This is a genomic window from Deinococcus marmoris (genome assembly GCF_001949125.1).
GTDB classification, from domain to species: domain Bacteria; phylum Deinococcota; class Deinococci; order Deinococcales; family Deinococcaceae; genus Deinococcus; species Deinococcus marmoris_A.
In genome coordinates, this window is the sequence record NZ_MSTI01000038.1 from 1 (window position 1) to 24,891 (window position 24,891).

Here is a 24,891-nt window from a genome sequence, read left to right on the forward strand (position 1 = left end):
GCGCCGAGCCGCATGAGCAGTTCCGGCACGCTCCACTGAAGGGTGTTCCACGGGAGGGCTTTGGCAAACCAACGGCGGAAGGTGCGTTCATCCCAGCCGCTGTAGCGGCTGAGATTCAATGCATTGATTCGGCCAGGAATGGCCTGCCACAGCGGCATCAGGTGGAGGAAGAAGCGCTGTTGGGTAAGAGGAAGATGAAGCAAAGTCAGCAGTACGGGTAAAATGGTCATCGGGTCTCCTGGGGGCAGTCTTGAGAACTTCACCCTAGCGGAGACCCGTTTTTTGGTCCATTTCAATTTTTCGTCAAAACTGTCCGAACCATTGCTGATACGGACTCCGATTGAATCGTTTGCAAAAACGATGGAAATCCGAGCGGACGCGAGAATGAGAAGAACGGGTTCCGGGCGTGGAGTTGGCAAACTGGCGCTTTCCCAGTTTGTTAACGAAACAGACGGAATCCGTATGACACAAAGGGAAAGACCATGAACGGAAAGCACATCACCAAACTGGGATTCGAGAGAAAGGCCATTGGGCTGGCCGTGGCTGCCGCCGCCCTGCGCGAGGGCGCGGGACTGGAACGCGGCGCGATTCTGGACGAACTACGCGCAGTTCAAGCAGACCCCGCTGCATACCTGTCCGGCGGCATCTACGCGGAACTGGCCGCAGAGCTGAGTGCCCTCGCGGCACTGAACGAGAGCAAGAAGGGTGCGGCCCTGCGGCCTGCGCCGCTGCCCTACGGCGTGTGGGGCGCGGACCTGATCGAGCCGGGCGCACGCGCGCAGATGGACGTGGCGATGCGGCTGCCGATCACCCGCGCCGGGGCGCTGATGCCCGACGCGCATGTGGGTTACGGCCTGCCGATTGGCGGCGTGCTGGCGACGGAAAACGCGGTGATCCCGTATGGCGTGGGCGTCGACATCGGTTGCTTTCCAGCGGACACGCTCATTCCCTTGCTGGATGGCAAGACCGCTCCCATTTTCGAATTGCTTGGGCGCGAACTAACCGTCTACGCTTGCAAGCCAGATGGGAAAATTGTTGCTGCCAGAGCGACAGCCCAGAAAACCCGGCAGAATGCGCCGCTGGTCCAGGTCACGCTGGACAACGGCCAGACCGTGCAATGCACCTCAGACCACCGATTCATGCTGCGGGACGGCAACTATCTGGCCGCCGAGCAACTGCGCCCTGGAATCTCTTTGATGCCGTTCTACAGCGATCAGGACCGTGACGGCTACGTGCGGGTACAGCAGAACTATTCAGGCCGGATGCAAAAGGCCCACTGGATGGTGGCGCGTTCCGGGCTGCTGGGTGAGATACCGCGCTTTGATGGACAGCGTACGGTCATCCATCACCGGGATTTTGACGAGGCCAACAACGATCCGGCCAATCTGGAGTTTATGGGGGATAGGGATCATTCCCGCTTCCACCGCTTGCTGGTAGAGCGCAACACCTCATGGCAGTCGCCAGCATTCGAGGCCAGGCGCGTGGCGGCCCTGGCAGCGAAGGCGGCGACGCCTGAAGGCCACGCCTATTTTGCCGAACGAGGAACCAGGAATCTGATGGCATTCATTGATGCCAATCCGGGTAAGCTCAGCAAGCTCGCCAAGGAGGGCGGCAATGGAACGAGGGGGGCAAAAGTATTGACCTCGGACCATCCCGCTATCCTGGCAACGCGGCACGCGGTCGGCGTCTGCCCAGAGTGTGGACGGGAAATCAAGAGTGCCATCGGGATGAACCGTCACCGGAAATGGCAGCATGGCTACAACCACAAGGTTGTGGACGTGATCTCTCTGAACGAGACGGCAGATGTTTATTGCCTGACCGTGCCTGGATACGACAACTTCGCCATTGCTGCGGGCGTTTTTGTCCACAATTGCTCCATGCGCCTGAGCGTCTTCCCCATCCAGCCCGACGGCCTGAAACTGGAAGAAGCCAAAGCCCTCCTGCTTAAGCACACCCGCTTCGGTCCGGGCGTGGGCTTCGAGAAGCGCGAGCGCGGCGATCATGAGGTCTTGCACGAAAGCACCTGGGACGATCAGCCCCTGCTGGGCCACCTGTTCGAGAAGGCGGCGGCGCAGATCGGCAGCTCCGGCAGTGGCAACCACTTCGCGGAGTTCGGTACGCTGACGCTGGGCGCTGCTGACCTGGGGCTGGAAGCGGGGGAATATCTGGCCCTGCTGTCTCACAGCGGCTCACGCGGCTTCGGGGCGCAGGTGGCCGGGCATTTCACCAATCTGGCCGAGCGGTTGCACCCCAACCTCGATCCAGCCGCCAAGAAGCTGGCGTGGCTTTCTCTGGACTCCGAGGAAGGGCAGGCGTACTGGCAGGCCATGAACCTGGCCGGACGGTACGCGCTGGCCAACCATGAGCTGATCCATGCCCGGCTGGCCCGCGCGCTGGGCGTGAGCGTGCTGGCCTCCGTCCACAACAGCCACAATCTGGCCTGGAAGCAGCAGGTGGGCGGCCAGGAACTGATCGTCCACCGCAAGGGCGCGACGCCCGCCGCCGCTGGGCAACTGGGCCTGATCCCCGGCAGCATGGCCGATCCCGGTTTCGTGGTGCGCGGACGGGGCCACGCGGACGCCCTGGCCAGCGCCAGCCACGGTGCGGGCCGCCAACTGGGGCGCAAGGCCGCCGCCAGCAAACTGGTCAGGAAGGAGGTGGCGGCTTACCTGAAGGAACGCGGCGTCACGCTGATGGGCGGCGGCATCGACGAGGCCCCGCAGGCGTACAAGCGCATCAAGGACGTGATCGCCCGTCAGACCGATCTGGTGGACGTGGTGGCCCGGTTCACGCCGAAGGTGGTCCGCATGGACAGCGGTAGCGAGGACATCTAGCAGCGCGAAAAACAGTCATTCAGACCCTCTCCCACGCCGAGAGGGTTTTTTCAGATCTCTCCGCGTGAGAGAGGGTCAATCGCTCGCCACTCTCAGGCTGGGGTCCGTGTCGTGCAGGGGTTTGGCGTACCAGGTCATGACCGGGCGGGCGTCCACCGTGAACTCGAAGCCCAGCCTTTCCCAGAAGCGGACGCCGCGCGGATTCTCGCCCAGCACGCTGGCCAGAACGCGCGTGATCCGGGGCGGCAGGCGGTCCTCCAGATCGCGGACGGCCTGTTCGCCCAGACGCTGGGACTGGCGGTCCTCGCGGATCAGCAGCAGATTGATGGTCAGGTCGCCGGGTTGCGGGTAGTCGAGTTTGTAGTCGAGGCTGCCCACCAGTTCGCCCTGTGCGTCATGCAGCAGTTCCAGGCGGCGGCGGGGGTCGAGCAGGGCGATTTCCACGTCCCGTTCGATCTCGCTCAGCGATGGGATACGGCTGCCCAGCAGGGCAAAATAACCCGGAGCGGCGGTGTAGAGCATATGCAGCAGCGGCGCGTGGTGCAGCGCCAGCGGAGTGGAATTCAAGGCGGAGCCTCCTGTCCAGTGTGGCAGGAATGAGGGGGGGAGAGAGGGACTGGACTGAGAAAGAGCATACACCCCGCCTTCTGACACGGGTATGAATTGCCCTTATCCCAGCGCGTGAGGAGGGGTTCATCTCATGGGAGAGGGGGTGCGCTACCCTGAGATGATGACCGCCCATGCCTCTCCCTTTTCTGACAGCTCGCCCGCGCCGGGGTTCTACGCGGCCCGGCTGTCGCGGCCCGGCGCGGTGCTGGCCCCGATGGCGGGCTACAGCGACGCGCCCATGCGCCAACTGGCTGCCGAACAGGGCGCGCTGTGGACCGTCAGCGAGATGATCAGCGCGCGTGGACTGGTGCTGGGCGGCGACACCGAGAAACTGAATCTGGGCCGCCCGTATGCCGGGGAACAGGGGCGGGTGGTTCAACTCTTCGGCGCGGAACCCGAATTGCTTGCCGCTGCCGTGGCCCGTGCGGAGGCGTGGTTTGTCCCGGCGGCCATCGACCTGAATATGGGGTGCCCGGTCCCCAAGATTCGGGGCAAGGGCGGCGCGTGCCTGCTCCAGACGCCGGAAGTGGCCTTCGAGCTGGTGGGGGCCATGCGGGCGGCCACCGCGCTGGACGTGAGCGCCAAGATCCGCCTGGGCTGGGATACGGACCGCAGCGTGGAGGTGGCGCAGGGGCTGGAGGCGGCAGGGGTATCACTAATCACCGTGCATGGCCGCACCAGCCGCCAGCGTTACACCGGTGAGGCCGACTGGGACGCGATTGCCCGCGTGGCCGCCAGCGTGTCGGTGCCAGTGGTGGGCAGCGGCGATATCCAGGACGCGCAGACGGCCCGGCAGCGCCAGCAGGACAGTGGCGTGGCCGCCGTGATGATCGGGCGCGGCTCGGTGGGCAACCCCTGGATCTTCCGCGCACTGGCGGAGGGACAGGACTCCGGGGAACGGCCCAGCGCCCAGGCCCGCGCACAGACCGCGCTGCGCCATGCCGAACTTCAAACGCAGTTTTACAACGACGACACGGGCCGCCTGACCCTGCGCCCACTGCGCAAGGTGCTGCCCAGATACCTGCCGGATTACCCCGAACTGCACGCCGATCTGACACAGGTGATCACTGTGGCCGATGTCGGGCGGGTGCTGGCTCCCCTGCTGATTCCCCTGCCAGATTCATTGGCAGATTTACTGCCGCAGGGCGGGGCGGTTCAGACAGGGGCAGTTTCAAGGGCTTCTACAGAGTATGCTGGGAGTTATCCATGAACGTTCGCGAGTATTACACCTACCTGTCGGCCGCGCGCGAGCAACTCTGGAATTATCTGCGTGCCCTGCCCGCCGCCGACCTGGACCGCGATCTGATCGAGTCCGGGGACCGCTTTCACAGCATCAAGGATCTGCTGCTGCACACCACGGATGTCGAGGACCACTGGGTCCACTTCATCGCGCGCGGCGAGAACCTACAGAGCGATGGACGCTTCAAGCACGACTGGGTCAAGCCGCAGGCCGGACAGTACGAGCTGTCCTGGATCATCGACTACGGGCGCACGGTCAGCCAGCAGACGCAGGCATTTCTGGATTCGGAGCCTGATCTGGACCGCAGCATCAAACTGATTCAGGACGACCCGGCCAGCGACACCGTGACCCTGGACCAGTTGATGTGGAATGTCATGACCCACGAGGTTCGCCACACCGCCCAGATCGCGCTGATGGTGCGTCAGTTGGGCCACACGCCTCCCTGGTCCGATTACCTGCGCTTCGCCCGGCCCCAGGCCACGGCCAGCGAGGGGCTGGATGATCCAGAGCTGGAAGATTCCGAGGAAGCTGAGACCGAACAGAGTTAGCATCTGGAAATGCTGAAACGCCCCGCATGCAAATTGATGCGGGGCGTTTCACATTTCCGTATGAGGCAACCCCTTACATGATGCGCTGGCCCAGCAGACTGGCGGCCATGCCAACCATGACCTCCGCCGTCTGGTTGCGGGTGTCCAGGATGGGGTTGACCTCCACGATGTCCATGCTGGTCACGCGCCCGGACTCCGAGAGCAGTTCCATCAGCAGGTGGCCCTCGCGGTAGGTCAGGCCGCCGGGGACGGGAGTGCCGACACCGGGGCAAACCGTGGGGTCCAGCGCGTCGGCGTCGAACGAGACGTGCAGCCGCTCCAGGCCACCCAGGCGTTCCAGCGTCTCGTCCATGATCCGGGTAATCCCGCGCTGGTCCACGTCTTTCATGGTGTAGGCCAGGATGCCTGCCTCCTGCATCAGGGCGCGCTCGCGGGCGTCCACGCTGCGGATGCCGATCATCACGATGTCCTCGGGGAGCATGTGCCAGCCGCCCCCCAGCCCGGTCAGAAGGGGGTCGCCCAGCCCGGTCAGGTGGGCCACCGGCATCCCGTGGATGTTGCCACTGGGGCTGCTCTGCGGCGTGTTGTAGTCGGTGTGGGCGTCCACCCAGATCAGGCCGCTGCGGACGCCCTGTGGGTTGCCGCGCAGCGCGTTGCCCGTCACGGTGCCCATGCTGACGCTGTGATCGCCGCCCAGGGTCAGCGGAAAGGTGCCGTCCGGCAGCGCGGCCACACGTCCGGCAGCGTCGCGGCAGGCGTTGATGATCGGGTCCAGAAAGACCAGCCCGGCCTCCATGTGCTTGTCCAGCGTTTCGGGCAGGGCCACGGCGATGTCGCCCAGATCGTCGACCGTATGCCCCAGCCCGCGCAGGTGCGTGGCCAGATGCGCGTTGCGCAGCGCCGACGGTCCCATATCCACACCGCGCCGCCCCGCGCCCAGATCCATCGGAATGCCTAAAAGTGAAACGTTCATGCATGCAGCTTACGGGACGAATGGGCTTATGCCTTACGGCTGCAACATTATTTTTGCGGAAATGGCGTGGCACGGACTTAACGGATATTCAGATGAATATTCATGCTGCTGGGGGGTTTAAACTCGGCGGTGAATGGCGCACTTAACCTCGCTGCGCCCACACGGTCAATTCCCCATCCTCCTTATCCCAGCCCCTGCCCGTCCGCGCAAAGCCCAGTTTCTCCAGCACACGTTCGCTGGCGCGGTTGTGGATGGCGGTCTGGGCCGTCACGGTTTGCACGTCTGGGCGGGCGTGCAGGTGGGCCACGAGCGCGCCGACGGCCTCGGTGGCCAGCCCCTGGCCCCAGACTTCCGGGTTCAGGCCATAGCCGATTTCCAGTTCGCCCGCCGCGTTCGGTCTGCCCTTGCTGCCCAACTGGCCGATGGCCCGCGAACCCACGCGCGTAACGGCCACGAAGTTCTCTGGCACCTCGCCTGCCCGGTCCGTCTGGGTCAGGTAAAAGGGAAAGGCCCCCAGCGGGTCACCGGGCCACGCGGCAGGAAAGAACACGTCCAGCGGGCCGTCCGGCGTGTCGCAGGTCAGGGTGAAATCCTCGCCTTCCAGCCGGGCGATGATCAGGGCGCGGGTCAGGGGCAGCAGCCGTAAACGCGGCGTGAAGAGAAGGGGCACGCGGGCACGGTATCCTGAATCTTTAGCCCCGGCAGCCCCATGACCCAGCCCATGATCCAGACCGTTCCCGAACCCTCTTCCGCCGTTCAGCCTCGTGTGCTGGGCAAGAGAATCATGGTGCTGGCGGATTACGTGCATCCTTTCGTGTACCGCGCGGGCTTTCCGCAGGGCCTGCCGGAGGTGGACGCGGTGCTGGCTGCCGGGGACATTCCGGGCTATTACCTGGAATTTCTGGCCACCAAGTTGACGGTGCCGGTCATTTATGTCCACGGCAACCACGAGAACGAGTACATCAACGAGGGCGACGGGCGTATTCCCCCACGCGGCGTGATCGCGGCGCACGGGCGCGTGGTGGAGGAAGCCGGGTTGAAGATCGCGGGCTGGGGCGGCGCACCCCGCTACCGCGAGAAGGGAGGCGGCCAGTACAGCGCCTACGAGGCCCGCTGGGGATTGGCCAAACTGGCGTGGCGCGCACGCGGGGGCGTGGATATCCTGCTCACGCATGCCCCGCCCACCGGTCCACACGCCGGAAGCGACTACGCCCACCGGGGCTGCCCGCAACTGAACCGGTTCATGGAACGCCGCCATCCCGCCCTGCTGGTCCACGGCCACATCCACGAGTACGAGGGCCGCAAGCTGGAATATCTGGACGAGGCGACGGGAGCGCGGGTGATCAACGCCTACGGTTACCGCGTGCTGGACGTTTGAAGCTCGTCCATCTGAACCGTGTCTAAAGTTTTTCTGTACGCCCTGCACAGAATCGCAGCCCGTTATCGTGGCATTCTTGGTATCGATCTGGTAGTCGAAACTTCAAATCTCATGGTTTCTTCTGCGTGGGCCAGGCGGCCCGGCAGGTCAGGGGAAGGCTGCCCACCCCTTATCAACGGGCGCGCGAGTGGGTTTCTGATGGCCCCAGGAGGGTTCGAGTCCCCCCGCCCACCACCATGAGCTGAGCAGGCCAGAGGCGCAATTGTCGCTCCTGGCCTCTTTTTCTGGCGCTATGCTGCGGTCACTTGTATTGCTTCCGAGCGTCCCACACCCGAAACGCTGGCCCTGCCGCACATTCGTCACCCCAGACGCCGAGGCCGTGTTCCCACTGCGCTGATCTAACCAGCACCTCTGGCCCCAAATGCGCCAATGGCAAACGGCTCAAGTCATTGGGCTGTCAATGTCCGCGCTGTACGGGAGAAGCCAGCCCAGTTCCTTTTCTCAGATTCCTGAACCGTCCGGTTCCTGAATCCGGTTGCCGTCATCCAGCCGACTCTCGATGGCCCGTGCGTGTGCTTCCAGACCTTCTGCGCGTGCCAGGACAGCCCCGGCTGGCCCGATGCGCCGCAGGGTGGCCTCGTTCAGGCCCACCACGCTGATGATGTTCTGGAAGTCGCGCACGTTGACCGGGCTGGCAAAGCGGGCAGTGCCGCCCGTGGGCATCACATGACTGGGGCCAGCCACATAATCGCCCAGCGCCTCCATGCTGTATTCGCCGATGAACACGCCGCCCGCGCGCTGTACTTTGCCAAGCAGGCTCCACGGATCGCGGGTCAGCAGGCACAGGTGCTCGGGCGCATACAGGTTGGACAGCTCCAGCCCCTCGTCCAGTGTGGCGGCCAGCACGACTTTCATGCGCGTGGCGACGCTGTCACGCGCCCAGGTACGGTTGGGTTCGGGCAGGGCCTCTAGCTGGCCGTTCAGCTCGGCTTGCACTTTAATCAGCAGTTCCCGGCTGTTCGAGACCAGTACTGGCTCCGCGCCCAGGTGTTCGGCCTGTGCCAGCAGATCGGCGGCCACATGGCGGGCGTCGGCGCTGTCGTCGGCCAGCACGAGGGTTTCGGTAGGCCCGGGCAGGCTCTCGATGCCGGTCTGTCCGTAGACCAGCCGCTTGGCGATCACTACGAACAGGTTGCCCGGCCCGGCGATCTTGTCCACCGCGCCGATGCTGGCGGTTCCGTAAGCCAGCGCCCCAATGGCCTGCGCGCCGCCCACCCGGTAGACCTCGCGGATGCCCAGTTCGCGCGCCGCCACAAGAATGGCCGGATTGATCTGACTATCCCTGCCCGGCGGCGTGGTCACCACGATGTCCGGCACCCCGGCCACCTGCGCCGGAACCGCCGTGTGAATCAGCGTGCTGATCAGCGGCGCGAGGCCGCCCGGCACGTACACGCCCACCCGGCCCAGAGGGCGCACCAGTTGGCCCAGCGCCCCGTCCGGTCCGTGGTTCAGGAAGCCGTGCGCGGGCTGTTGCCCGTAAAAGTCGCGCACGCGGGCGATGGCGAGGCGAATGGCGTCGTGCAGTTCAGGCGCTACCGTCGCTGCCGCGATTTCATCGGCGCTGACGGCCAGCGCTTCGGGGCGTGAGCCGTCCAGCCGCTCGGTCCAGTCACGCAGGGCGTCGTCACCCCGTTCACGCACGTCGGCCAGGATGCGCTCGACGACCTGCTGCGGGGTCAATGCCTCGCCGAACATCTTCTCGATGCGGGCCAGAACGCTGTCGGGCACGGGAATTTCATTAAAACTGCGGGTCAGGGAAGCGCGGGCATCGGAACCTTCGAGAACTTGCATGGAAACTCCTGCGGGGGTCAATAAGGTCTGAGAATCTGAACGTCTGGAGGCCAGGGGTCAGTCCCGTCCCCGTCGCCGCCGTTTTTCATTGGGGGCTGGGCGGCGGGCGGCAGCGGCCTGAGCGTTGGCCTCGATCAGGCCGAAATCGGTGGGCTGGATCAGGCGGGTCAAGCGGTGCGGGGCGTCGCGTTCCACGTACACGTAGGCGTTGCCGGGGCGCAGGTAGTAGCCGTAGGCGTCCGCCTCCCCGATCTGGCTGTCGGGCAGGCGCTGAATCAGCACGCGCCCGCCGGTCAGATGCGCGTAGGAGCGTTCCGGTCCGCCGTCCTGCGCCGCCGCACGGGCGCGCAGCCACATCAGCAGCCCCACCGGATCGTGGTAATCGGTGGTCAGCGGTGTGCTGGCCTCCTCCTTGCCCTGACGCAGCGTGACCAGACCCGCGCGGCGGTCAAAGGTGGTCTCGAAAGCCGCCTTTCCCCGCCCATCGCCCTCGGCATAGCTGAGACTGGTCAGCGTGCGCGGATCGAGACGACTGGTCTGCACGCGTCGCAGGTCCGGCAACACGCCGCCAAAATCGGTCTGCACGCGCACCACCACTGCGCCGCGCTCCGGGCTGACCGTCCACGCCTGCTCTCCGGCGTATCGCCCACCCAGCGTCAGCGTCAGGCTGAAGGCTTCGGCCTCTCCTGCCAGCCCGACGGCTACTGCAACGCTGACCAGAAGCTCTCACCCGGCCCCGTCCACTTCGCGCCCAGCGCCTCGGCCACGGTCGCGCCGATGTCGGCGAAGGTGGCGCGCTCTCCTAAATCGACACCGCCCAGATCCATACCGCCCGCCATTCCCGGCTTATGCACCAGCAACAGCCCGTGTTCGCGGGTGTGATCGGTGCCGGTCCAGGTGGGATCGTTGCCGTGGTCACTGGTGATGATCAGCGCCCCGCCGTCTGGCACGCTGGCCATGATTTCGGGCAACGCGGCGTCGAACTCGGCCAGGCAGTTGCTGTAGCCCGCTGGATCGCGGCGGTGGCCGAATCTGGAATCGAAATCCACCAGGTTGGTGAAGATCAGGCCGTCAGTCCCGTCCTTGCCCGCCTGTTTCATCCGCTCGATGGTCTTGCGGATGCCGTCGGCGTTGCTGTCGGTGTGGATTTCCTCGGTAAAGCCCTGGTGGGCGTAGATGTCGGGGATCTTGCCGATGCCGATGACCGCCCCGCCCGCGCCTTTCACCGCATCCAGCACGGTGGGAGGCGGCGTCAGGCTGAAGTCGCGGCGGTGTTCGTTCTCGCGCTCGAAGGGCCACTCGCCCCGGAAAGGCCGGGCGATCACGCGGGCCACGGCAAATTCACCGTGCAACAACGCGCGGGCGGCCTCGCACCATTCGTACAGTGTTTCCAGCGGCACCACGTCCGTGTGCGCGGCGATCTGGAACACGCTGTCGCCGCTGGTGTACACGATGGGATCGCCTGTTTTTAGGTGTTCCCTGCCGTAATCGCTGATGACCTCGGTGCCGCTGTACGGCTTGTTGCACAGGTGGCCGTGCCCCGTGGCCGCGTCGAAGGGGTCCATCACGGCGGGGGGAAAGCCGTCGGGGAAGATCTGAAAGGCGTGTTCCAGTTGCACGCCCATGAATTCCCAGTGCCCGGTGGAGGTGTCCTTGCCGGGGCTGACCTCACGCAGCCGCCCGTAACCGCCCGTCGCCTTCACATCCGGCACGGTCTCGGGCGAGGTGTGGACGGTGGGCACCTGCCCCAGCCCCAGCCGCGCCAGATTCGGCAACTTCACGGGAGCAGCGTTCAGGGTGTGGTTGATGGTGTGTGAACCCACGTCCCCGAACGCCTGCGCGTCGGGCAGTTCGCCCATCCCCACGGAATCCAGCACGATGATGGTCAGTAACATGGGGTCAGTCTAAGGTGTGGACGCCTGGGGGCGGGGTATTGATGGAGGGATGTTGAAGGTTGGGCTGTCCCGGCCTCCGATTCGGCGGCGTGACGGTCCCTCACGCCCGCTGCTTTCACGACCTCCCGCTCCCGACAGGCAGAGCAGGGCAGAGAGCCGGACCCCTCCCACCCCCATCAAATCCCCCTTCTCTCACGGCCTTCAAACCACCTGCGTGGTACGCTGCCCACGTGACTGTGCCCGCCTCCCAGACCCCGACTTCTCCGGCTGCGACGCCTGTTTCCGCCCTGTCACGAGAGACTGTGCGACCCGATCTGGTGGCCAGCAACCTGAGCAAGTCCTACGGGCGGCGCGCGGTGGTGCGGGACGTGAGTTTCATGGTGCGGCCCGGCGAGATCGTGGCGCTGTTCGGTCCCAACGGGGCGGGCAAAACCACCACCTTTTACATGCTGGTGGGCTTTATCCGCCCCGGCGGCGGCAGCATTGCACTGGGCGAAAAGGACGTGACGCGCCTGCCCATGCACGAGCGTGCCCGTATGGGCCTGGGCTACCTGCCGCAGGAACCCAGCGCCTTTCGCAAGCTGACGGCCCGCGACAACCTGCTGGCGATCCTGGAGTATCAGAATCTGTCCAAGGCCGAGCAGTTTGAACGTGCTGACGCGCTGCTGGCCGAGTTCGGGCTGACCCATCTGGCGAACAACTTTGCCTACCAATTGTCGGGCGGAGAGCGCCGCCGCCTGGAACTGGCCCGCGCCCTGACCACCGATCCCGATTACCTGCTGCTGGATGAACCGTTCACGGGCGTGGACCCCAAGAGCATCCGCGAGATTCAGCGCCTGATCCGCGAGTTGCGGGACCGCCGGGGCATCGGCGTGTTCATCACCGACCACAATGTCCGCGAGACGATTGCCCTGACGGACCGCGTGTACCTGATGTTCGACGGTCAGGTCAAGTTCGAGGGCACGCCGCAGGAATTCGCGCAGGATATCCACGCCCGCAACGATTACCTCGGCGACGACTTCGAGCTGTAGCGGGAGGAATTGAAGCGTGCTGTGGCTGTTTTTGCCCTTCGTGGTGGTGTTGTCGGGCGTGGTGGCCTACGCCGCCGACACCATTGCCCGCAAGGCCGGGCGCAAGCACATCCGGCTGTTCGGGTTGCGGCCCAAGACCACGGCGCTGCTGGTGGCGGTGGCGTCTGGCATGGCGATCAGCGCGGCCAGTCTGGCGGCCTTCCTGCTGCTCAACCGCAACGCCGTGTCCACCATTGCCGAGGCCGATCAATTGCGCCCGCGCATCGAGGCGCTGCGTAAAGAGGTGGGCGCGGTGCAGGGCGAACTCAAATCGGCCCAGGCCGAGCGCGATCAGGCGCAGCGGGAAGCCGACAAGTCCGCGAAGTTGCAGGCCGGGGCCGAGGAAAAGCTGGCGGCAATCCGCACTCAACTTGAGACCACCCGCGCCGCCGAGAAGACGCTGAAGGCGGAAACGAAGACCTTGCAGGGACAGGTGGACGAACAGACCGCCAACCTGAAAACCCTGGAGGTCCGCGCCGCCGAGAACCGCGTCAAGCTCCAGAAGTCCGAACAGGCGCTGAAGGCCAGTCAGGCCCGCGCGCAGACGCTGGACAGTCAGGTGGTGGAGCTGAACACCCGCGTCGCCCTGGCCGAGCAGGAAGCCCAGTCGGCCCAGGAGCGCGCCGACACGGCGCAGGCCACGGCGCAGACCCAGCAGGATAAGGCGCTGACGGCCCAGGCCACGGCGAAAGCCGAGCAGGAAAGGGCGCTGGTTGCCCAGGCGACAGCCAGAAAGCAGGTCCAGGTGGCGCAGGCCAGCGTCCAGCAGGCCAAACAGAGTGCCGCCGCGCAGATCAGCGCTGCCGGGAAGCAGGTCACGGACCTGAAAACCCAAGTTGCTGGCCTGGAACAGTCGCGCCAGCAGGCCGCCAACGCGCTGACCGTGGCCGTGGCCGCCGCCGCCGCCGCAAAACAGCAACAACAGGTGGCGCAGCAGGCCAGGGATACGCTGGCCGCCCAGCGTGATCAGCTCACGGCGCAGCGCAACGCGTTGACCGCCCAGCGCGACGCCCTGACCACCCAGCGGGACGAGTTAACGGCCCAGCGCGACAAACTGGTGGCCGATGGTGTCCGGCTGGCGCGGGAGCGCGATCAGGCGGCAAAAGAGCGCACCCAGGCCACGGCGGACCGGGACAAGGTTCGCAAGGATCTGGGAACCCTGCAACAGCAGCAGCAGCAGCTCCGGGCCAGCAACGACGAGCTGAAGAACAGCAACGATTCGCTGGCACGCGCCCTGGCCGACGCCCGCGCCAGCCTGGGCCGCTTGCAGGACGAGAACCTGTCCAGCCGCACCGAACTGAGCGCCAGCCGCAACACCGATCTGGCCTATCCCAAGAACGAACTGGTCTACGCCGCCGTGGTGCCGGGCGTGCGGAACCTGGACGAGTTTCTGAAAGACGCCGCCGGGGCCGCCCAGGCGCGCGGCGCGAAGGCCACCGCCAGCGCCCCCAGCGCCCGCCTGAGCGGCACTGCCCGCACCGCCCTGGAAACCAAATTGCGCGGCCTGAACGTCAGCACCTTCGTGCAGTGCCGCGCCGCCCAGAACGCCGCCGTGGGCTTTCCGGTGGACCTGAGTTGCGACGCCCGCCCCAACACGGTGCTGTACCGGGGCGGCGAGGTCATCCGGCGCGGCAGCATTACGCTGGGCAGCGATCCACGCGCCATGCAGGACCAGATCAGCGACCTCGTCAAGGACGCCGTGACCGACATCACCACGCGCGGCGTACCCAGCGAGTACATCCTGAACAAGGGGCTGGACGTGTCTGAGCTGGTCACGCTGATCGACCGCCTGAGCAAGCGCACCGGCAGCACGGCGGTGGTGGGCGTGGCCGCGCGCGACGACGTGAGGCCCAGCATGCGGGTGGACCTGTACCCAGTGCTGCCCTGATCTGCCCTGATAGCGCCCCGGACCACCAAAAAGCCCTCCCGGTCAGGAGAGGGCTGGGGCCAGAGCCGGCTCAGCTTCCGCCGGACACCAGGATTTCCACGCTCTTCAGTTCGTCCGCCGCCTTGCCGGCAATCGGGCCGTTGCCACTGTCGTTGCGCGTCAGTTTATCCAGCACGGCCTGACCCTCGATGACCTTGCCGAACACCGTGTACTGGCCGTCCAGAAAGTCGGCGGGGGCCACCGTGATAAAGAACTGGCTGCCCTGCGAGTCCAGGCTGGCGGCCCGCGCCATGCCCAGCACGCCCGCGCTATCAAACTTCAGGCCGTTGCCGTTTTCCGCCGAGAAGCTATAGCCGGGGCCACCGGTGCCCCAGCGGTTTTTCTGGGCCGGGTCCGCGCTCAGGGGATCGCCAGTCTGCGCCATGAACCCGTCGATAACGCGGTGGAAGCGCGTGCCGTCGTAGAAGTGATTCAGCGTCAGGAACACGAAGTTATTGACGGCCACGGGCGCTGCTTTTGTCGCCAGCTCCACCGTCACGTCCCCTTTCTCGGTCTTCAGCACGGCGCGGTAGGTCTTTGCCGGGTCGATCACCTGCGCGGCCCTGGCAAACTTACGCATGGGCTTGTCGCTCAGCGGCTTGACGGGCGTGAACGCGGAAGCGCTGGGCGTCGTGGTGGCCGGGGGCGTGGCGGGCGTGGTCTGGGCAGGAGTGGTCTTTGCCGGAGTGGTCTTTGCCGGAGTAGTCTGGGCGGTCTGCGCCTGGGTGTTCGGCGCGCAGGCCGCCAGCATCAGCAGCGAGGCGGAAAGTAGCAGGGCAGCGGGTCTGTTGGCGTTCATGTGGGGCAGTATTCCAGCCTTTGATGGGAGGAGCGTTGGAGTCTCCTGCTTCCGCCCTATGCGCCACCCCACCCCCTACTCCAGCGGCAGGCTGGTGGTGTATTTCTCCTGCTTGACCAGAATGGTGCTGGCGGTGTTGCGGACGCCGGGAATGGCGGCCAGGGTATTGACCAGAAAGTGCTGATAGGCGTCCAGATCGGGCATGCTGACCTTCAGCAGATAGTCGATGTCGCCCAGGCACAGGTAGCATTCCAGCACCTCGGGGCGCGCCTGCATCTGCGTGGCGAAGTCGTTGAAGCCCTGGCGGGTCTGCTTGTCCAGCGTGACGCGCACCAGCACCAGCAGACCGCGCCCCACCTTTTTGTGGTCCAGCAGCGCCACGTAACGCTGGATGATGCCCTCTTCCTCCAGCCGCCGCACCCGGCGCAACGTGGGCGCGGGGGTCAGGCCGATCTCGTCGGCCAGTTCGGTGTTGGGCAGCCGGGCATCCCGCTGGAGGATGGTCAGAATCTGCCTGTCAATCGCGTCAAGATTATTTTGAGACATCTTGATGCGTACTATGGCATGAATGAGCAATATCATTGCGCGAATGCCCCCAATGAAGTGGCTCTCCGGCAATCCTCATCTGCTTCCGGCTTGTTAGGATACACCGTTCAAGTTGATCCCAACCCAGCTTCCCCACCCCCTTTCCGGCCCATGCGCGGCCCAGGAGAAAACCTTATGCAGATCGGACTTCCCAAGGAAATCAAGGTCAAGGAGAACCGTGTTGCTCTCACCCCTGGCGGGGCAGCCACGCTGATCCGGCGCGGTCACAGCGTGGTTGTTCAGGAGGGCGCGGGCGTCGGCAGCGGCCTGAGCGATCAGCAGTACATCGACGCGGGCGCAACCATCGGCAGCGCCGAGGACGCCTGGGCCGCCGAGATGGTGGTCAAGGTCAAGGAGCCGATTGCCTCCGAATACAAGTATCTGCGCGAGGATCTGCTGCTGTTTACCTACCTGCATCTGGCCGCAGACCGCCCGCTGACCGAGGCGTTGCTGGCGGCAGGAACCACGGGCGTGGCCTACGAGACCGTGCAGATCGAGGACCGCAGCCTGCCCCTGCTGACGCCCATGAGCGAGGTAGCAGGCCGACTGAGCGTGCAGGCGGGCGCTTATCACCTGCAAAAACCGGTGGGCGGGCGCGGCGTGCTGCTGGGCGGCGTTCCCGGCGTGCAGCCCGGCCATGTGGTGATCCTGGGTGGCGGAGTAGTCGGCACCAACGCGGCCAAGATGGCGATGGGCCTGGGCGCGCGGGTCACTATTCTGGACGTCAGCCACCGCCGACTGACCTACCTGGACGACGTGTTTTTTGGCCGCCTGCGGACCATGATGAGCAGCGAGGCCAACATCCGCGCCCTGCTGCCCGAGACGGACCTGCTGATCGGTGGCGTCCTGATCCCCGGCGCGAAGGCCCCCAACCTGGTCACCCGCGACATGCTGGGGCTGATGCAGGAGGGCAGCGTGATCGCGGACGTGGCGGTGGATCAGGGCGGCTGCGTGGAGACCATTCACGCCACCACCCACGACGATCCCACCTACGTGGTGGACGGTGTGGTGCATTACGGTGTGGCCAACATGCCGGGGGCCGTGCCGCGTACCAGTACCTTCGCCCTGACCAACGCCACCTTCCCGTATCTGCTGCTGCTGGCCGATGAGGGCCGGTACGTGCTGAAAAAGAACGCCGCGCTGCAACTGGGCGTCAACACCCACCGGGGCCAGTTGACTTACGGGGCCGTGGCCGAGGCTTTTGACCTGCCACATGTGGAAGTGGCGACGGCGCTGGGATAGTGGCTGCTTCGGGTGGGGAGAGCGAGGGCCGGGGCCGTTAAAATAAGGCCATGACCCGCCCCCAGCCCGGCGACTATCCACCCTTTTACGCCCGTTACGTCGATCTCGCACCAGAGGAAGATGTGGCGGGCGCAATGCTGGCGCAGGCTCCGCTGACCCGCGCTGCCATTCTGAACTTCGCGGACCGTCCCGATCACCGTTACGCCCCCGACAAGTGGAGCGTGAAGGGGGTGGTGGGCCACATGGCTGACACCGAGCGCGTCTTCGGCTTCCGGGCGCTGTGGTTTGCCCGCGCCGATCCCTCGCCGTTGCCCGGATTCGAGCAGGACGACTGGATGGCGGCCAGCGACTTTGGCACGCAGCCGCTGGAAGACCTGCTGGCTGGCTTTGAAGCTGCCCGCAGCAGCAATCTTCTGATGCTGCGTCAGCTTGCGCCGGAAGCCTGGACGCGGCAGGGTGACGCCAACGGCCATCCCTTCACGGTGCGGGCCTACGCCCACGGCATGCTGGGCCACGAGCGGGCGCACCTGCAAATCCTGGCCGAGCGGTATACTTGACCCCGTAGTTCCTGAGCAAACAGTCGAAACAATTCCTGGCCCTGACCGTCGTGGTTGGGGCCAGTTCTGTTTCTCCGAAGCTGGAAAAGGAGACCCCATGAACTCCACCCGAACCGTCTTGCGCCGCATCCACACGCTGATTCCCATGACAGGGGAACGCCTGTCGCCCGCGCCAACGCTGCAAGACGCTGCCCTTGTTCTGGAGGGAAAGGAGATCGTCTGGGTGGGTTTGGATTCACAGTTGCCCGTTGAACTGCTGGACGGCGCGGCGGTGCGCGATCTGAGCGGCCACGTCGTCCTCCCTGGGCTGGTCAACACGCACCACCACCTGTATCAGACCCTTACACGTTGTCTGGCGGTGGATTCGGGGCTGTTCGACTGGCTCAAAACCCTGTACCCGATCTGGCTGAACCTGACGCCGGATGCCGCCTACGACAGCGCCCAACTGGGGATGGCAGAACTGGCGCTGAGCGGCTGCACCACGTCTTCCGATCACCTGTATCTGTACCCCAATGGCGTAACGCTGGACGACACCATTCGGGCGGCGGGTGATCTGGGCCTGCGCTTTCACGCCACGCGCGGCAGCATGAGCCTGGGCGAATCGCAGGGCGGACTGCCGCCAGACCGTGCGGTGGAGCGCGAGGACGTGATCCTGGCCGACTCCGCGCGGCTGATCGACGCCTTCCATGATCCGGCCCGCCTCGCCCTGACGCGTATTGCGCTGGCCCCCTGCTCGCCGTTCTCGGTGACGGGCGATCTGATGCGTGAGAGTGCCGTGCTGGCCCGCCAGAAAGGGGTGATGCTGCACACCCATCTGGCCGAGACCGCCGACGAGGACGCCTTCTGCCTGTCCAAATTCGGCCTGCGTCCGCTGGATTACGCCGAGTCGCTGGGCTGGACCGGGCCGGACGTGTGGTTCGCGCACGGCGTCCATTTCAGCGCGGACGATGCGGTGCGAATGGGGGCCTGCGGCTGCGGCGTGGCGCACTGCCCCAGCAGCAACATGCGGCTGGCCAGCGGCATCGCCCCCACCCGGCAACTGCTGGAGGCCGGGGTACGCGTGGCGCTGGGCGTGGACGGCAGCGCCAGCAATGACGGCTCGCACCTGCTGGCCGAGGCGCGGCAGGCCCTGCTGTCTTCACGGGTGCGCGGCGTGCCGGGTCAGGCTCCCAATTCAGCGGACGCCCTGACCGCCTACGACGCGCTGTGGCTGGCGACACGCGGCGGGGCGTCGGTGCTGAACCGCGACGACATCGGGCAGCTTGCGCCAGGATTTGCCGCCGACCTGATCGCGGTTGATCTGCGTGATCTGGGCTATTCGGGAGCGAGGCACGATCCGGTCAGCGCCCTGACCCTCTGCGCCCCGCCGCGTGTGGCCCTGAACATAGTCAACGGGCGCGTGATCGTGGACGGGGGAGAGCTGCTGGGCGTGGAGCTGCCCGCGCTGGTGGAACGGCACGACGCGCACAGCCGCCGGATGATCGGGCTGGGCTGAGCGTGGGGGCGTAGGCTGGAGATCATGAAACATATTCCCAGCCAGACGTTGACCATGAATCCCGCCCCCGAGACCTACTTCACCGGACAGGTCTGGATGGAGCGTCAGGCTGTGGGCGTGCTGCGCGTGACCTTCACCCCTGGCGCGCGGACCGCGTGGCACACGCACCCGCAGGGGCAGACATTGATCGTCCTGAGCGGTGTGGGCCGGGTGCAGAAGCGCGGCGAGGCGGCCCTGACCATGACCGCCGGGGACGTGGTGCAGATCGAGGCGGGCGAGGAGCACTGGCACGGAGCGGCCCCGGATTCGCTGATGCAGCACCTCGCCATCAACGCGGGCGAAACCGTGTGGCTGGCGAAGGTGACCGACGCGGAGTATGGCGGCTAAACCTCTAGCGCTGCCCGCACTTGTTCCACCCGCGCAGACACGCTGCCCCGGACTTCCTGAAACCCGATACCGCGCGTTCCCAACTCCTGCCGGATAAAGCCCTGCTGCACCGTGCGGACCGCCGTATTGGCCCGCCAGCCATCCTGCTCGTGGGCCAGATCGTCGTTGCACAGGAACGTGTGGACGTAGCGGGCGCGGCAGGCGTCGGCCAGCGCGTGTAACTCTGGCAGCGCTGTGCCCGTCAACAGGTAGGACCACATCAGCGTGGTGGCGGCGTTGGTGTCGCAGAAAACCCAGCGGTGGACGCCGGGGGTGCGGGCGGCCTCGTCCTCCAGGGCACGGTGGCCCAGCGCGATTTCCAGAAAGTGTTCGGGCGACAGCCTGCCGTCCTCGCGCTCGTACACGTCGCGGCCATATTCGCGGGCATATGTCGTGCCGAAGCTCTCGGCCAGCGCCCGCGTCAGTGTGCTTTTGCCGGTGCTTTCCGCGCCCAGCAGGACGACCCGCCCTACGAAATGGGCGTAAACGGCGGGATCGAGAAACTGACGGTAGGCATGAATGTCGGCCCGGAGTTGCGTTCCGCTGATCGGTACGATTTCCCGCGCCCGGTCCACGCACACATGCGCCGCGCCCAGTTCCGCCGCCAGCGCGTCGCCGTAGCCCTCGCTGGTGTACACGGCGTCGGGATGCACGCCCCAGCCATCCAGCACGCGGCGGACATAGGCCCGGTGAACTGCATCCGGCCCGTCGTTGGGCGGTGGGTTTGGCGCGTCGGGCAGCAGCTCCAGCCCCGGAAACAGCCGGGTGGGGAACAGTTCGCGGATCCAGTTCCGGCGCAGCGGCGAGGGCATCCCCGCGAAGTCCGGGCGGCTGTAGACCCACACGCTCACCCGTTCGCACTCGGCCAGCGCCCGCTCCAGCAGCAGCCTGTGGCCTTTGTGGAAGGGGGCGAATTTGCCGACGACCAGGGCGTGTCTGAATTGTGGCGCGGACTCAGGCACTGTGAGATCAGGCAAAGGCCACCTCCCGCGCCTCGTCCTGCTTCCAGCGGCTCCAGCCGTACACGCTCATGCCTGCCAGGATGAATTGCAGGGCGAACAGCACCCAGTACTGCGTGTGCCAGAAAAACACGGCTTGCACGGCGTTGACCGCCACCCACACCGGCCAGGACCACGCCCAGCGGCGCGTCGTGGCGAAGTTGGCGATCAGGGCCAGCGTGACCGCCGCGAACTGAACGCCGTTCCACATGTCGCCGAAGTCGGTCAGGACCACCGTGTAAGCGAAGATCAGCAGGCTGGCGGCCCAGGTCACGCCGTACCATCCGGCCTCGTTGAAGCGAATCTCGCCGCGTGCGCGCCGGGCTTCCAGATGCCACAGGTACAGACCGTGAATGCCGAACAGCAGGTACGTGACCTGCAACCCCGCCAGCATCCACTGCCCGCCCGCCAGGAACAGCAGGAAATACGGCAGCAGCGAGGCGTTGGACCAGTGCCAGTAGGTGCTGGCCTTGCCCCACAGGTAATACAGGCTGACGAGGACGCACAGGCCGCCCGCCAGATCAAGAGCCAGGGGCGGGAGGTTGAGGCCAAACAGATTCATGCGTCCTCCCGCAAAGCCACGCGCAATTCCATCAGCAGTTCGCCCAGGCGGTTGCGGCCCGAACCGTCGCCGCCGTCGGCCCAGTAAGCGTCGTTGCGGGTGTGTTCCACGAGAATCGCGTCGCCCGTCCCCAGCAGCAGCGCCCGCAATTCTGGACGCTGGGTGAATTTGGCGTGCAGGGCGGTTCGCATGATGTCGTCCTTCACGGCGTCCCAGTCGGCGCGGAAGGGCAGGTCACGTCTGCGCCCCATCTGTGCCGCCAGCATGGGCGTGGGCTGCGCGCGGACCTCTTCCTCAAATGGGGTTCCGGCAAATTTCTGCGCCTGAAAGTAGTGTTCGGAGGTGGGCCACGTCACGCCCCCGATGTCGATGGGATGGCGGCTGAAGTTGCTGAATTCGCCGTAGGGTTTGTCGGTGCTGTAAAAGAGAATCTGTTTCATCATCGGACCTCTATCCGTATGCGCCGTCGCCTGGGCTGACGGGAGTTGAGGGCGGTGCTACATTCATCGCAGGTGACCCTCTGCACAGTTCGGTGGCATGGGGGGCCGTTGCGTTGGCCGTGAACACTGCCCCCATGAACTACTTCGCCCGCCGTTCATTCCGGCCCTGGAGGAACCATGCTCACCCGTTCCCGCCTGCTCGGCCTGACGCTGCTGACCCTTGCCATTACCGCTTGCGGCGGCCCGACGCCTCCGCCTGCGACCTCGCTTGTCCCGACGGGCACCATCACGTCCGGTAACACAGAGAACGGCACTTTCGGCGCTCCGCTGCCCACCACGGTCACCATCACCGGAACGAATCTGCTGGGGGCCACGCTGGACTTTGGCGGCGAAGGCACCGGCACGGCCCTGAGCATCAACGCGGCGGGCACCGTTCTGACCGTGGTTGCGCCGCCGAATCAGGCGGGCCGCCGCCCTGTGGTCGTCAGCACCCCGAACGGCAAGGTGAACGCGGGGGTGTATACCTTCATTCAGAGCGCTCCCAGGCCCCAGGTCTACCTGCTGAGCGCCGTCCCCACGGGCGGCCCCGCAGCGGGCGGCACCACCGTTACCCTGGCCTTCGATGGCAACCTGACCTATAACCCGGTCAATCCGGCTGGTTTCACCCTGCCCGACGTGTACTTCGGGGCGGTTCAGGCCACCGGGGTCAGGGCTCCCGTTCTGGCTGTCGGCCCCGGCCCGACTGAGAAATACACGATTACCGCCGTGGCCCCCGCTGGCAGCGGCTTTGCGAACATCACCCTGAAATGCCCGGTGGCGAGTTGCTACACCTTCAGCACCACCAACGCCGTGCCGTTCCAGTATCTGCCGTAATCGGCGCAGAGAGAAAGTTTGAGCGCGCAGGTCGGTATCCACGCCATCCGGCCTGCGTTCCTGTGGGGTGGCGGTGTGAGGCACTACAGGTCTTCCCCTCCAATCCTCGTTAAAACCGCCGCCTGCCGCGCCAGGGCCGTCAATTTCCACCCACCATCCTCCCGTGCCAGTAGCCCCAGTTGCCCCAGCCCCAGCAGCGCCGCCGTGAATTCCTGCCGGGACAGGTCCGCCACCGTCGCGCCACCGTTCGCGGGAATGCTGTCCTCGAAAGGATTCATCGGGTCCAGCAGATCAAACAGGCCCACGAAGACATGCGTTTCGCGGTCTGAGAGTTCCCCGATAATCCGTAGCGTCTGAAATTTGTCCAGCGCGGGTGGCGGAAAGTTCAGCAGGCATCCGGCCAGGGCGCGGGCGATGAAGCGCAGTTTGGCTTCGAACTCGGCTATCTCCCTGAAGCGCTGTCAGATGTCATCACCCCCAAACTGGCTCAGGTGGGCAACTTGACGTGCAAGGCTAGTCAGTTTCCAGGCAAAGCCTGATCCAGAATGTCTTGGCGTATCTACCCAATCACCTTCCCGATTGGTTAAATTTTCTTTACTCAAAAGCCCAAGTTGCTGAAGACCCAAGAGTGCGGATACAAACTCCTGACGGGTCAGTCCAGCAACAGATATTTGTGTATCTACTGGAATGAAATCTTGATATGGGTTGATTGGATCAAGGATTTGAAAGTATTCGACGAAGACTGTCATTTCGCGATCCGACATGCTCTCGATAATCCTCAATGTCTGAAAGCGATCCAGTCGTGGGGGAGGGAAGCTCAAGGCACAGCCTGCTAGCGCACGAGCAATAAAATGCAGCTTGTCCTCCGACTCTGCTACTTCCGCTGCCCTCAAGGCTTGTATGACGTTGGCGGCAAACGCCTCGGATTTGATGTATTCACGATCTAGAGTGAGTTTACCTGCCTCAATCTTTCGATTTAGCAAATTGACTTCATAGCGTAATGCCCCTTCAAACTGCTCCATCTTGCGCTGACTGGCGGCGATGTAAATCCCTTGAAGAAGGGTGGCCGGAATATTGACGCCGGGAATAGTGGTCAGGATGGGGAGGACGCGTTCAAGCTGCTTGCTCACCCCCGCCCCCGAATTTCCTCCAAGCTATCCCGCACCAGCAGCTCCCCATCCCTATAAACCGTCCGCATCAACGAGCCGGGAAAATCCGTGTCGAAGGTGTAATACGCCCGTGTGGTCATGCGGCCATTCTCCATAACCAGGTCCAGCACGCCGTCCTTGCTGCGCTTGCCGGGATCGGTCACGGGGTCCTTGTAGATGCCCCGGTACGCGCCGTCGATCAGGCCCGCGCTGGCCTTGTAGGCGAAGCGCTGGGTGTCGCGGTCCACCTTTTGCAGCAGCGCTCCGCCCATGCCGAAGGTCACGTTCTCGGCGGAAAAGCCGTCGATCAGCAGGTTCTGCAGAATCTGGGTGATGGTCTGTTCGTCCACCCCGTCGCCCTGAATCACGCGCACATGGTTGAGAACCTGATAGCCCTTCTTGTTGACCGTGGTGCCAAATTTGGCGGCCAGGGCGCGCACGGCCAGCCGGACCATCGCGGGCGGCTCGCCGCTGTCCGGGCGAACAACCAGGGTGCCGCCGCTGTCAATCACCAGTTGGCGCAGTGTTTCGCCCCAGTGGGTGTTGATGGCGTATTTCAGGTCATAGGAGTCGCTGACCACCGAGTACAGACTGCCCGGCTTGCCGAACTGCGCCACCATGTTGCGGTAGGCGTCCACCTCGTGCTCCTTGCCCCAACTGGTGATCGTGCTGTGTTCGGCGGCGGGGATGGAAAAGCCCGCGATGTCGGCGTCGTAGTGGTTTCGGGCCACGCGTAGGGCTTCCAGGGTGTCGCTGCCCTGAAAGTTGACCAAGTGCGCCAGCGCCCCCAGGCCCGCGCTCTCGCGGCTGGACACGCCCCGGCTGCCGAAGTCGTGCAGCTTGAAGGGCAGTTCCGCCGCCGCGTCGTCGCAGGTCTGTTCCAGCGCCTTGCCGATGATCTGGCGGATGTGCCAGCTCTGCGTGCAGACCGTGATGGGATACCACACCCGCATCAGCATGGTCTCGAACCAGCCAACCAGCCACGGCAACTCGGGATCGGTGTTGGTCACGCTCATCAGCACGTTGTGGATGGGAACCAGGGTGCCTTCAGGGACAGCGCGCACTTCCAGCGGGAGCCTGCCACCGTGGACATTCACCACGCGCATCCAGCCGTCATAGGGAAAGGGTTCGCCGTGCGGTTCGATCAGGCTGCGGGCTTCCTCCACCATCTCGGCAGTAATCCGGCGCGTCAGGTAGCGGTCCAGAATGTATTGCAGCCCAAAAAAGCGCGTGACCGGATAGCGCCCGCCGCGCGATTCCAGATACGAGAACAGCCGCGTGGTACCGGGAGGGTACTGGAGAAAGTGGCTGCTCTTGTAGCTGTCGGTGTCGATGATCAGGTTGTCGTCGCTCAGGTGGGGGAGGGCAGTGCGGGTCATGATGGAACCTCCTGTGGTCCTTCTTTCTGTTGCTCATAATTAAAAAATAGACTATGAGTAGT

At 65.1% G+C, this 24,891-nt stretch carries 25 protein-coding genes and 2 pseudogenes; 12 read left to right on the top strand and 15 right to left on the bottom strand.

Annotated features, from left to right (window positions below; translation table 11 throughout):
- A pseudogene (locus BOO71_RS05565) lies at positions 1 to 230 on the bottom strand (hypothetical protein); the annotation flags it as partial.
- A gap of 564 nt (positions 231 to 794) precedes the next feature.
- On the opposite strand from BOO71_RS05565, the pseudogene BOO71_RS29160 reads away from it, so the two are divergent.
- Positions 795 to 914: pseudogene (locus tag BOO71_RS29160) on the top strand (RtcB family protein); the annotation flags it as partial.
- Positions 906 to 2,834: an RtcB family protein gene (locus tag BOO71_RS05570; RefSeq protein ID WP_368482867.1), complete on the top strand. Its 1,929-nt coding sequence runs from the start codon at positions 906 to 908 to the stop codon at positions 2,832 to 2,834. The pseudogene BOO71_RS29160 and the gene BOO71_RS05570, both read left to right, overlap by 9 nt.
- Positions 2,835 to 2,909: 75 nt before the next feature.
- Here the strand turns inward: BOO71_RS05570 and BOO71_RS05575 are convergent, their stop codons facing one another.
- Entirely contained in the window at positions 2,910 to 3,401 is a 492-nt protein-coding gene (locus BOO71_RS05575) for a GNAT family N-acetyltransferase (protein ID WP_075830976.1), read from the bottom strand.
- A gap of 163 nt (positions 3,402 to 3,564) precedes the next feature.
- Here BOO71_RS05575 and BOO71_RS05580 point away from each other — a divergent pair, with 163 nt between their 5' ends.
- On the top strand, positions 3,565 to 4,653 hold the full coding sequence (locus BOO71_RS05580) for a tRNA dihydrouridine synthase (protein WP_254843039.1): 1,089 nt from the start codon (positions 3,565 to 3,567) through the stop codon (positions 4,651 to 4,653).
- Positions 4,650 to 5,231, top strand: coding sequence for a DinB family protein (locus BOO71_RS05585; protein ID WP_075830977.1), 582 nt, complete (start codon positions 4,650 to 4,652; stop codon positions 5,229 to 5,231). The genes BOO71_RS05580 and BOO71_RS05585 overlap by 4 nt, the downstream gene beginning before the upstream one ends.
- 73 nt (positions 5,232 to 5,304) lie before the next feature.
- On the opposite strand, the gene rocF is transcribed toward BOO71_RS05585, so the two are convergent.
- Together rocF and BOO71_RS05595 are read right to left on the bottom strand one after the other, a co-directional pair.
- Positions 5,305 to 6,204, bottom strand: a complete 900-nt coding sequence (gene rocF, locus BOO71_RS05590) for an arginase (protein ID WP_075830978.1) — start codon at positions 6,202 to 6,204, stop codon at positions 5,305 to 5,307.
- Positions 6,205 to 6,346: 142 nt separating this feature from the next.
- Positions 6,347 to 6,874: a GNAT family N-acetyltransferase gene (locus BOO71_RS05595; RefSeq protein WP_075830979.1), complete on the bottom strand. Its 528-nt coding sequence runs from the start codon at positions 6,872 to 6,874 to the stop codon at positions 6,347 to 6,349.
- A 114-nt stretch (positions 6,875 to 6,988) separates the two neighbouring features.
- Here BOO71_RS05595 and BOO71_RS05600 point away from each other — a divergent pair, with 114 nt between their 5' ends.
- Positions 6,989 to 7,582, top strand: a complete 594-nt coding sequence (locus BOO71_RS05600) for a metallophosphoesterase family protein (RefSeq protein WP_075831007.1) — start codon at positions 6,989 to 6,991, stop codon at positions 7,580 to 7,582.
- A 501-nt stretch (positions 7,583 to 8,083) separates the two neighbouring features.
- On the opposite strand, the gene hisD is transcribed toward BOO71_RS05600, so the two are convergent.
- The 3 genes from hisD to BOO71_RS05615 form a co-directional block, all read right to left on the bottom strand.
- Complete coding sequence (gene hisD / locus BOO71_RS05605; protein WP_075830980.1) at positions 8,084 to 9,433, bottom strand: histidinol dehydrogenase; 1,350 nt, start codon at positions 9,431 to 9,433, stop codon at positions 8,084 to 8,086.
- A gap of 57 nt (positions 9,434 to 9,490) precedes the next feature.
- Positions 9,491 to 10,018: a hypothetical protein gene (locus tag BOO71_RS05610; protein WP_368482866.1), complete on the bottom strand. Its 528-nt coding sequence runs from the start codon at positions 10,016 to 10,018 to the stop codon at positions 9,491 to 9,493.
- Between the two features lie 116 nt (positions 10,019 to 10,134).
- A complete protein-coding gene (locus BOO71_RS05615) occupies positions 10,135 to 11,328 on the bottom strand; it encodes a phosphopentomutase (RefSeq protein WP_075830982.1) in 1,194 nt (397 codons plus the stop codon).
- Between the two features lie 302 nt (positions 11,329 to 11,630).
- Here BOO71_RS05615 and lptB point away from each other — a divergent pair, with 302 nt between their 5' ends.
- Positions 11,631 to 12,359 (top strand): LPS export ABC transporter ATP-binding protein, encoded by a 729-nt coding sequence (gene lptB, locus BOO71_RS05620; protein WP_254843040.1) that lies wholly within the window; start codon positions 11,631 to 11,633, stop codon positions 12,357 to 12,359.
- A gap of 16 nt (positions 12,360 to 12,375) precedes the next feature.
- Positions 12,376 to 14,286 (top strand): DUF3084 domain-containing protein, encoded by a 1,911-nt coding sequence (locus BOO71_RS05625; RefSeq protein WP_075830983.1) that lies wholly within the window; start codon positions 12,376 to 12,378, stop codon positions 14,284 to 14,286.
- 70 nt (positions 14,287 to 14,356) lie between these two features.
- On the opposite strand, the gene BOO71_RS05630 is transcribed toward BOO71_RS05625, so the two are convergent.
- Entirely contained in the window at positions 14,357 to 15,124 is a 768-nt protein-coding gene (locus tag BOO71_RS05630; RefSeq protein WP_075830984.1) for a peptidylprolyl isomerase, read from the bottom strand.
- A gap of 75 nt (positions 15,125 to 15,199) precedes the next feature.
- Positions 15,200 to 15,670: an Lrp/AsnC family transcriptional regulator gene (locus BOO71_RS05635; RefSeq protein WP_075830985.1), complete on the bottom strand. Its 471-nt coding sequence runs from the start codon at positions 15,668 to 15,670 to the stop codon at positions 15,200 to 15,202.
- Between the two features lie 174 nt (positions 15,671 to 15,844).
- Between BOO71_RS05635 and ald the strand changes: the two genes are divergently transcribed.
- The 4 genes from ald to BOO71_RS05655 all read left to right on the top strand — a co-directional run bounded on the left by ald (position 15,845) and on the right by BOO71_RS05655 (position 19,390).
- Positions 15,845 to 16,951 carry an alanine dehydrogenase gene (gene ald, locus BOO71_RS05640; RefSeq protein WP_075830986.1) on the top strand — a complete coding sequence of 369 codons (1,107 nt, stop codon included), beginning with the start codon at positions 15,845 to 15,847 and terminating at the stop codon, positions 16,949 to 16,951.
- Between the two features lie 50 nt (positions 16,952 to 17,001).
- The gene (locus BOO71_RS05645) at positions 17,002 to 17,508 is read left to right on the top strand and encodes a DinB family protein (protein ID WP_075830987.1); all 507 of its coding nucleotides are present in this window, start codon (positions 17,002 to 17,004) and stop codon (positions 17,506 to 17,508) included.
- A gap of 97 nt (positions 17,509 to 17,605) precedes the next feature.
- Positions 17,606 to 19,003, top strand: coding sequence for an 8-oxoguanine deaminase (locus tag BOO71_RS05650; RefSeq protein WP_083653061.1), 1,398 nt, complete (start codon positions 17,606 to 17,608; stop codon positions 19,001 to 19,003).
- Between the two features lie 24 nt (positions 19,004 to 19,027).
- Positions 19,028 to 19,390 (top strand): cupin domain-containing protein, encoded by a 363-nt coding sequence (locus BOO71_RS05655; RefSeq protein WP_075830988.1) that lies wholly within the window; start codon positions 19,028 to 19,030, stop codon positions 19,388 to 19,390.
- Here the strand turns inward: BOO71_RS05655 and BOO71_RS05660 are convergent.
- The 3 genes from BOO71_RS05660 to BOO71_RS05670 are packed head-to-tail and all read right to left on the bottom strand — an operon-like array spanning position 19,387 to position 21,429.
- A complete protein-coding gene (locus BOO71_RS05660) occupies positions 19,387 to 20,406 on the bottom strand; it encodes an AAA family ATPase (protein ID WP_254843041.1) in 1,020 nt (339 codons plus the stop codon). The genes BOO71_RS05655 and BOO71_RS05660 overlap by 4 nt on opposite strands.
- On the bottom strand, positions 20,399 to 20,989 hold the full coding sequence (locus BOO71_RS05665) for a nicotinamide mononucleotide transporter family protein (protein WP_075830989.1): 591 nt from the start codon (positions 20,987 to 20,989) through the stop codon (positions 20,399 to 20,401). The genes BOO71_RS05660 and BOO71_RS05665 overlap by 8 nt, the downstream gene beginning before the upstream one ends.
- Complete coding sequence (locus BOO71_RS05670; RefSeq protein WP_139322768.1) at positions 20,986 to 21,429, bottom strand: NADAR family protein; 444 nt, start codon at positions 21,427 to 21,429, stop codon at positions 20,986 to 20,988. The genes BOO71_RS05665 and BOO71_RS05670 overlap by 4 nt, the downstream gene beginning before the upstream one ends.
- 177 nt (positions 21,430 to 21,606) lie before the next feature.
- Between BOO71_RS05670 and BOO71_RS05675 the strand changes: the two genes are divergently transcribed.
- Positions 21,607 to 22,302, top strand: a complete 696-nt coding sequence (locus BOO71_RS05675; protein WP_075830991.1) for a hypothetical protein — start codon at positions 21,607 to 21,609, stop codon at positions 22,300 to 22,302.
- An 83-nt stretch (positions 22,303 to 22,385) separates the two neighbouring features.
- On the opposite strand, the gene BOO71_RS05680 is transcribed toward BOO71_RS05675, so the two are convergent.
- The 3 genes from BOO71_RS05680 to BOO71_RS05690 form a co-directional block, all read right to left on the bottom strand.
- On the bottom strand, positions 22,386 to 22,607 hold the full coding sequence (locus tag BOO71_RS05680; RefSeq protein ID WP_075830992.1) for a hypothetical protein: 222 nt from the start codon (positions 22,605 to 22,607) through the stop codon (positions 22,386 to 22,388).
- Between the two features lie 156 nt (positions 22,608 to 22,763).
- Positions 22,764 to 23,432 carry a hypothetical protein gene (locus BOO71_RS05685; protein WP_075830993.1) on the bottom strand — a complete coding sequence of 223 codons (669 nt, stop codon included), beginning with the start codon at positions 23,430 to 23,432 and terminating at the stop codon, positions 22,764 to 22,766.
- The gene (locus tag BOO71_RS05690; RefSeq protein WP_075830994.1) at positions 23,429 to 24,829 is read right to left on the bottom strand and encodes a nicotinate phosphoribosyltransferase; all 1,401 of its coding nucleotides are present in this window, start codon (positions 24,827 to 24,829) and stop codon (positions 23,429 to 23,431) included. The genes BOO71_RS05685 and BOO71_RS05690 overlap by 4 nt, the downstream gene beginning before the upstream one ends.
- Positions 24,830 to 24,891 lie beyond the last annotated feature (62 nt).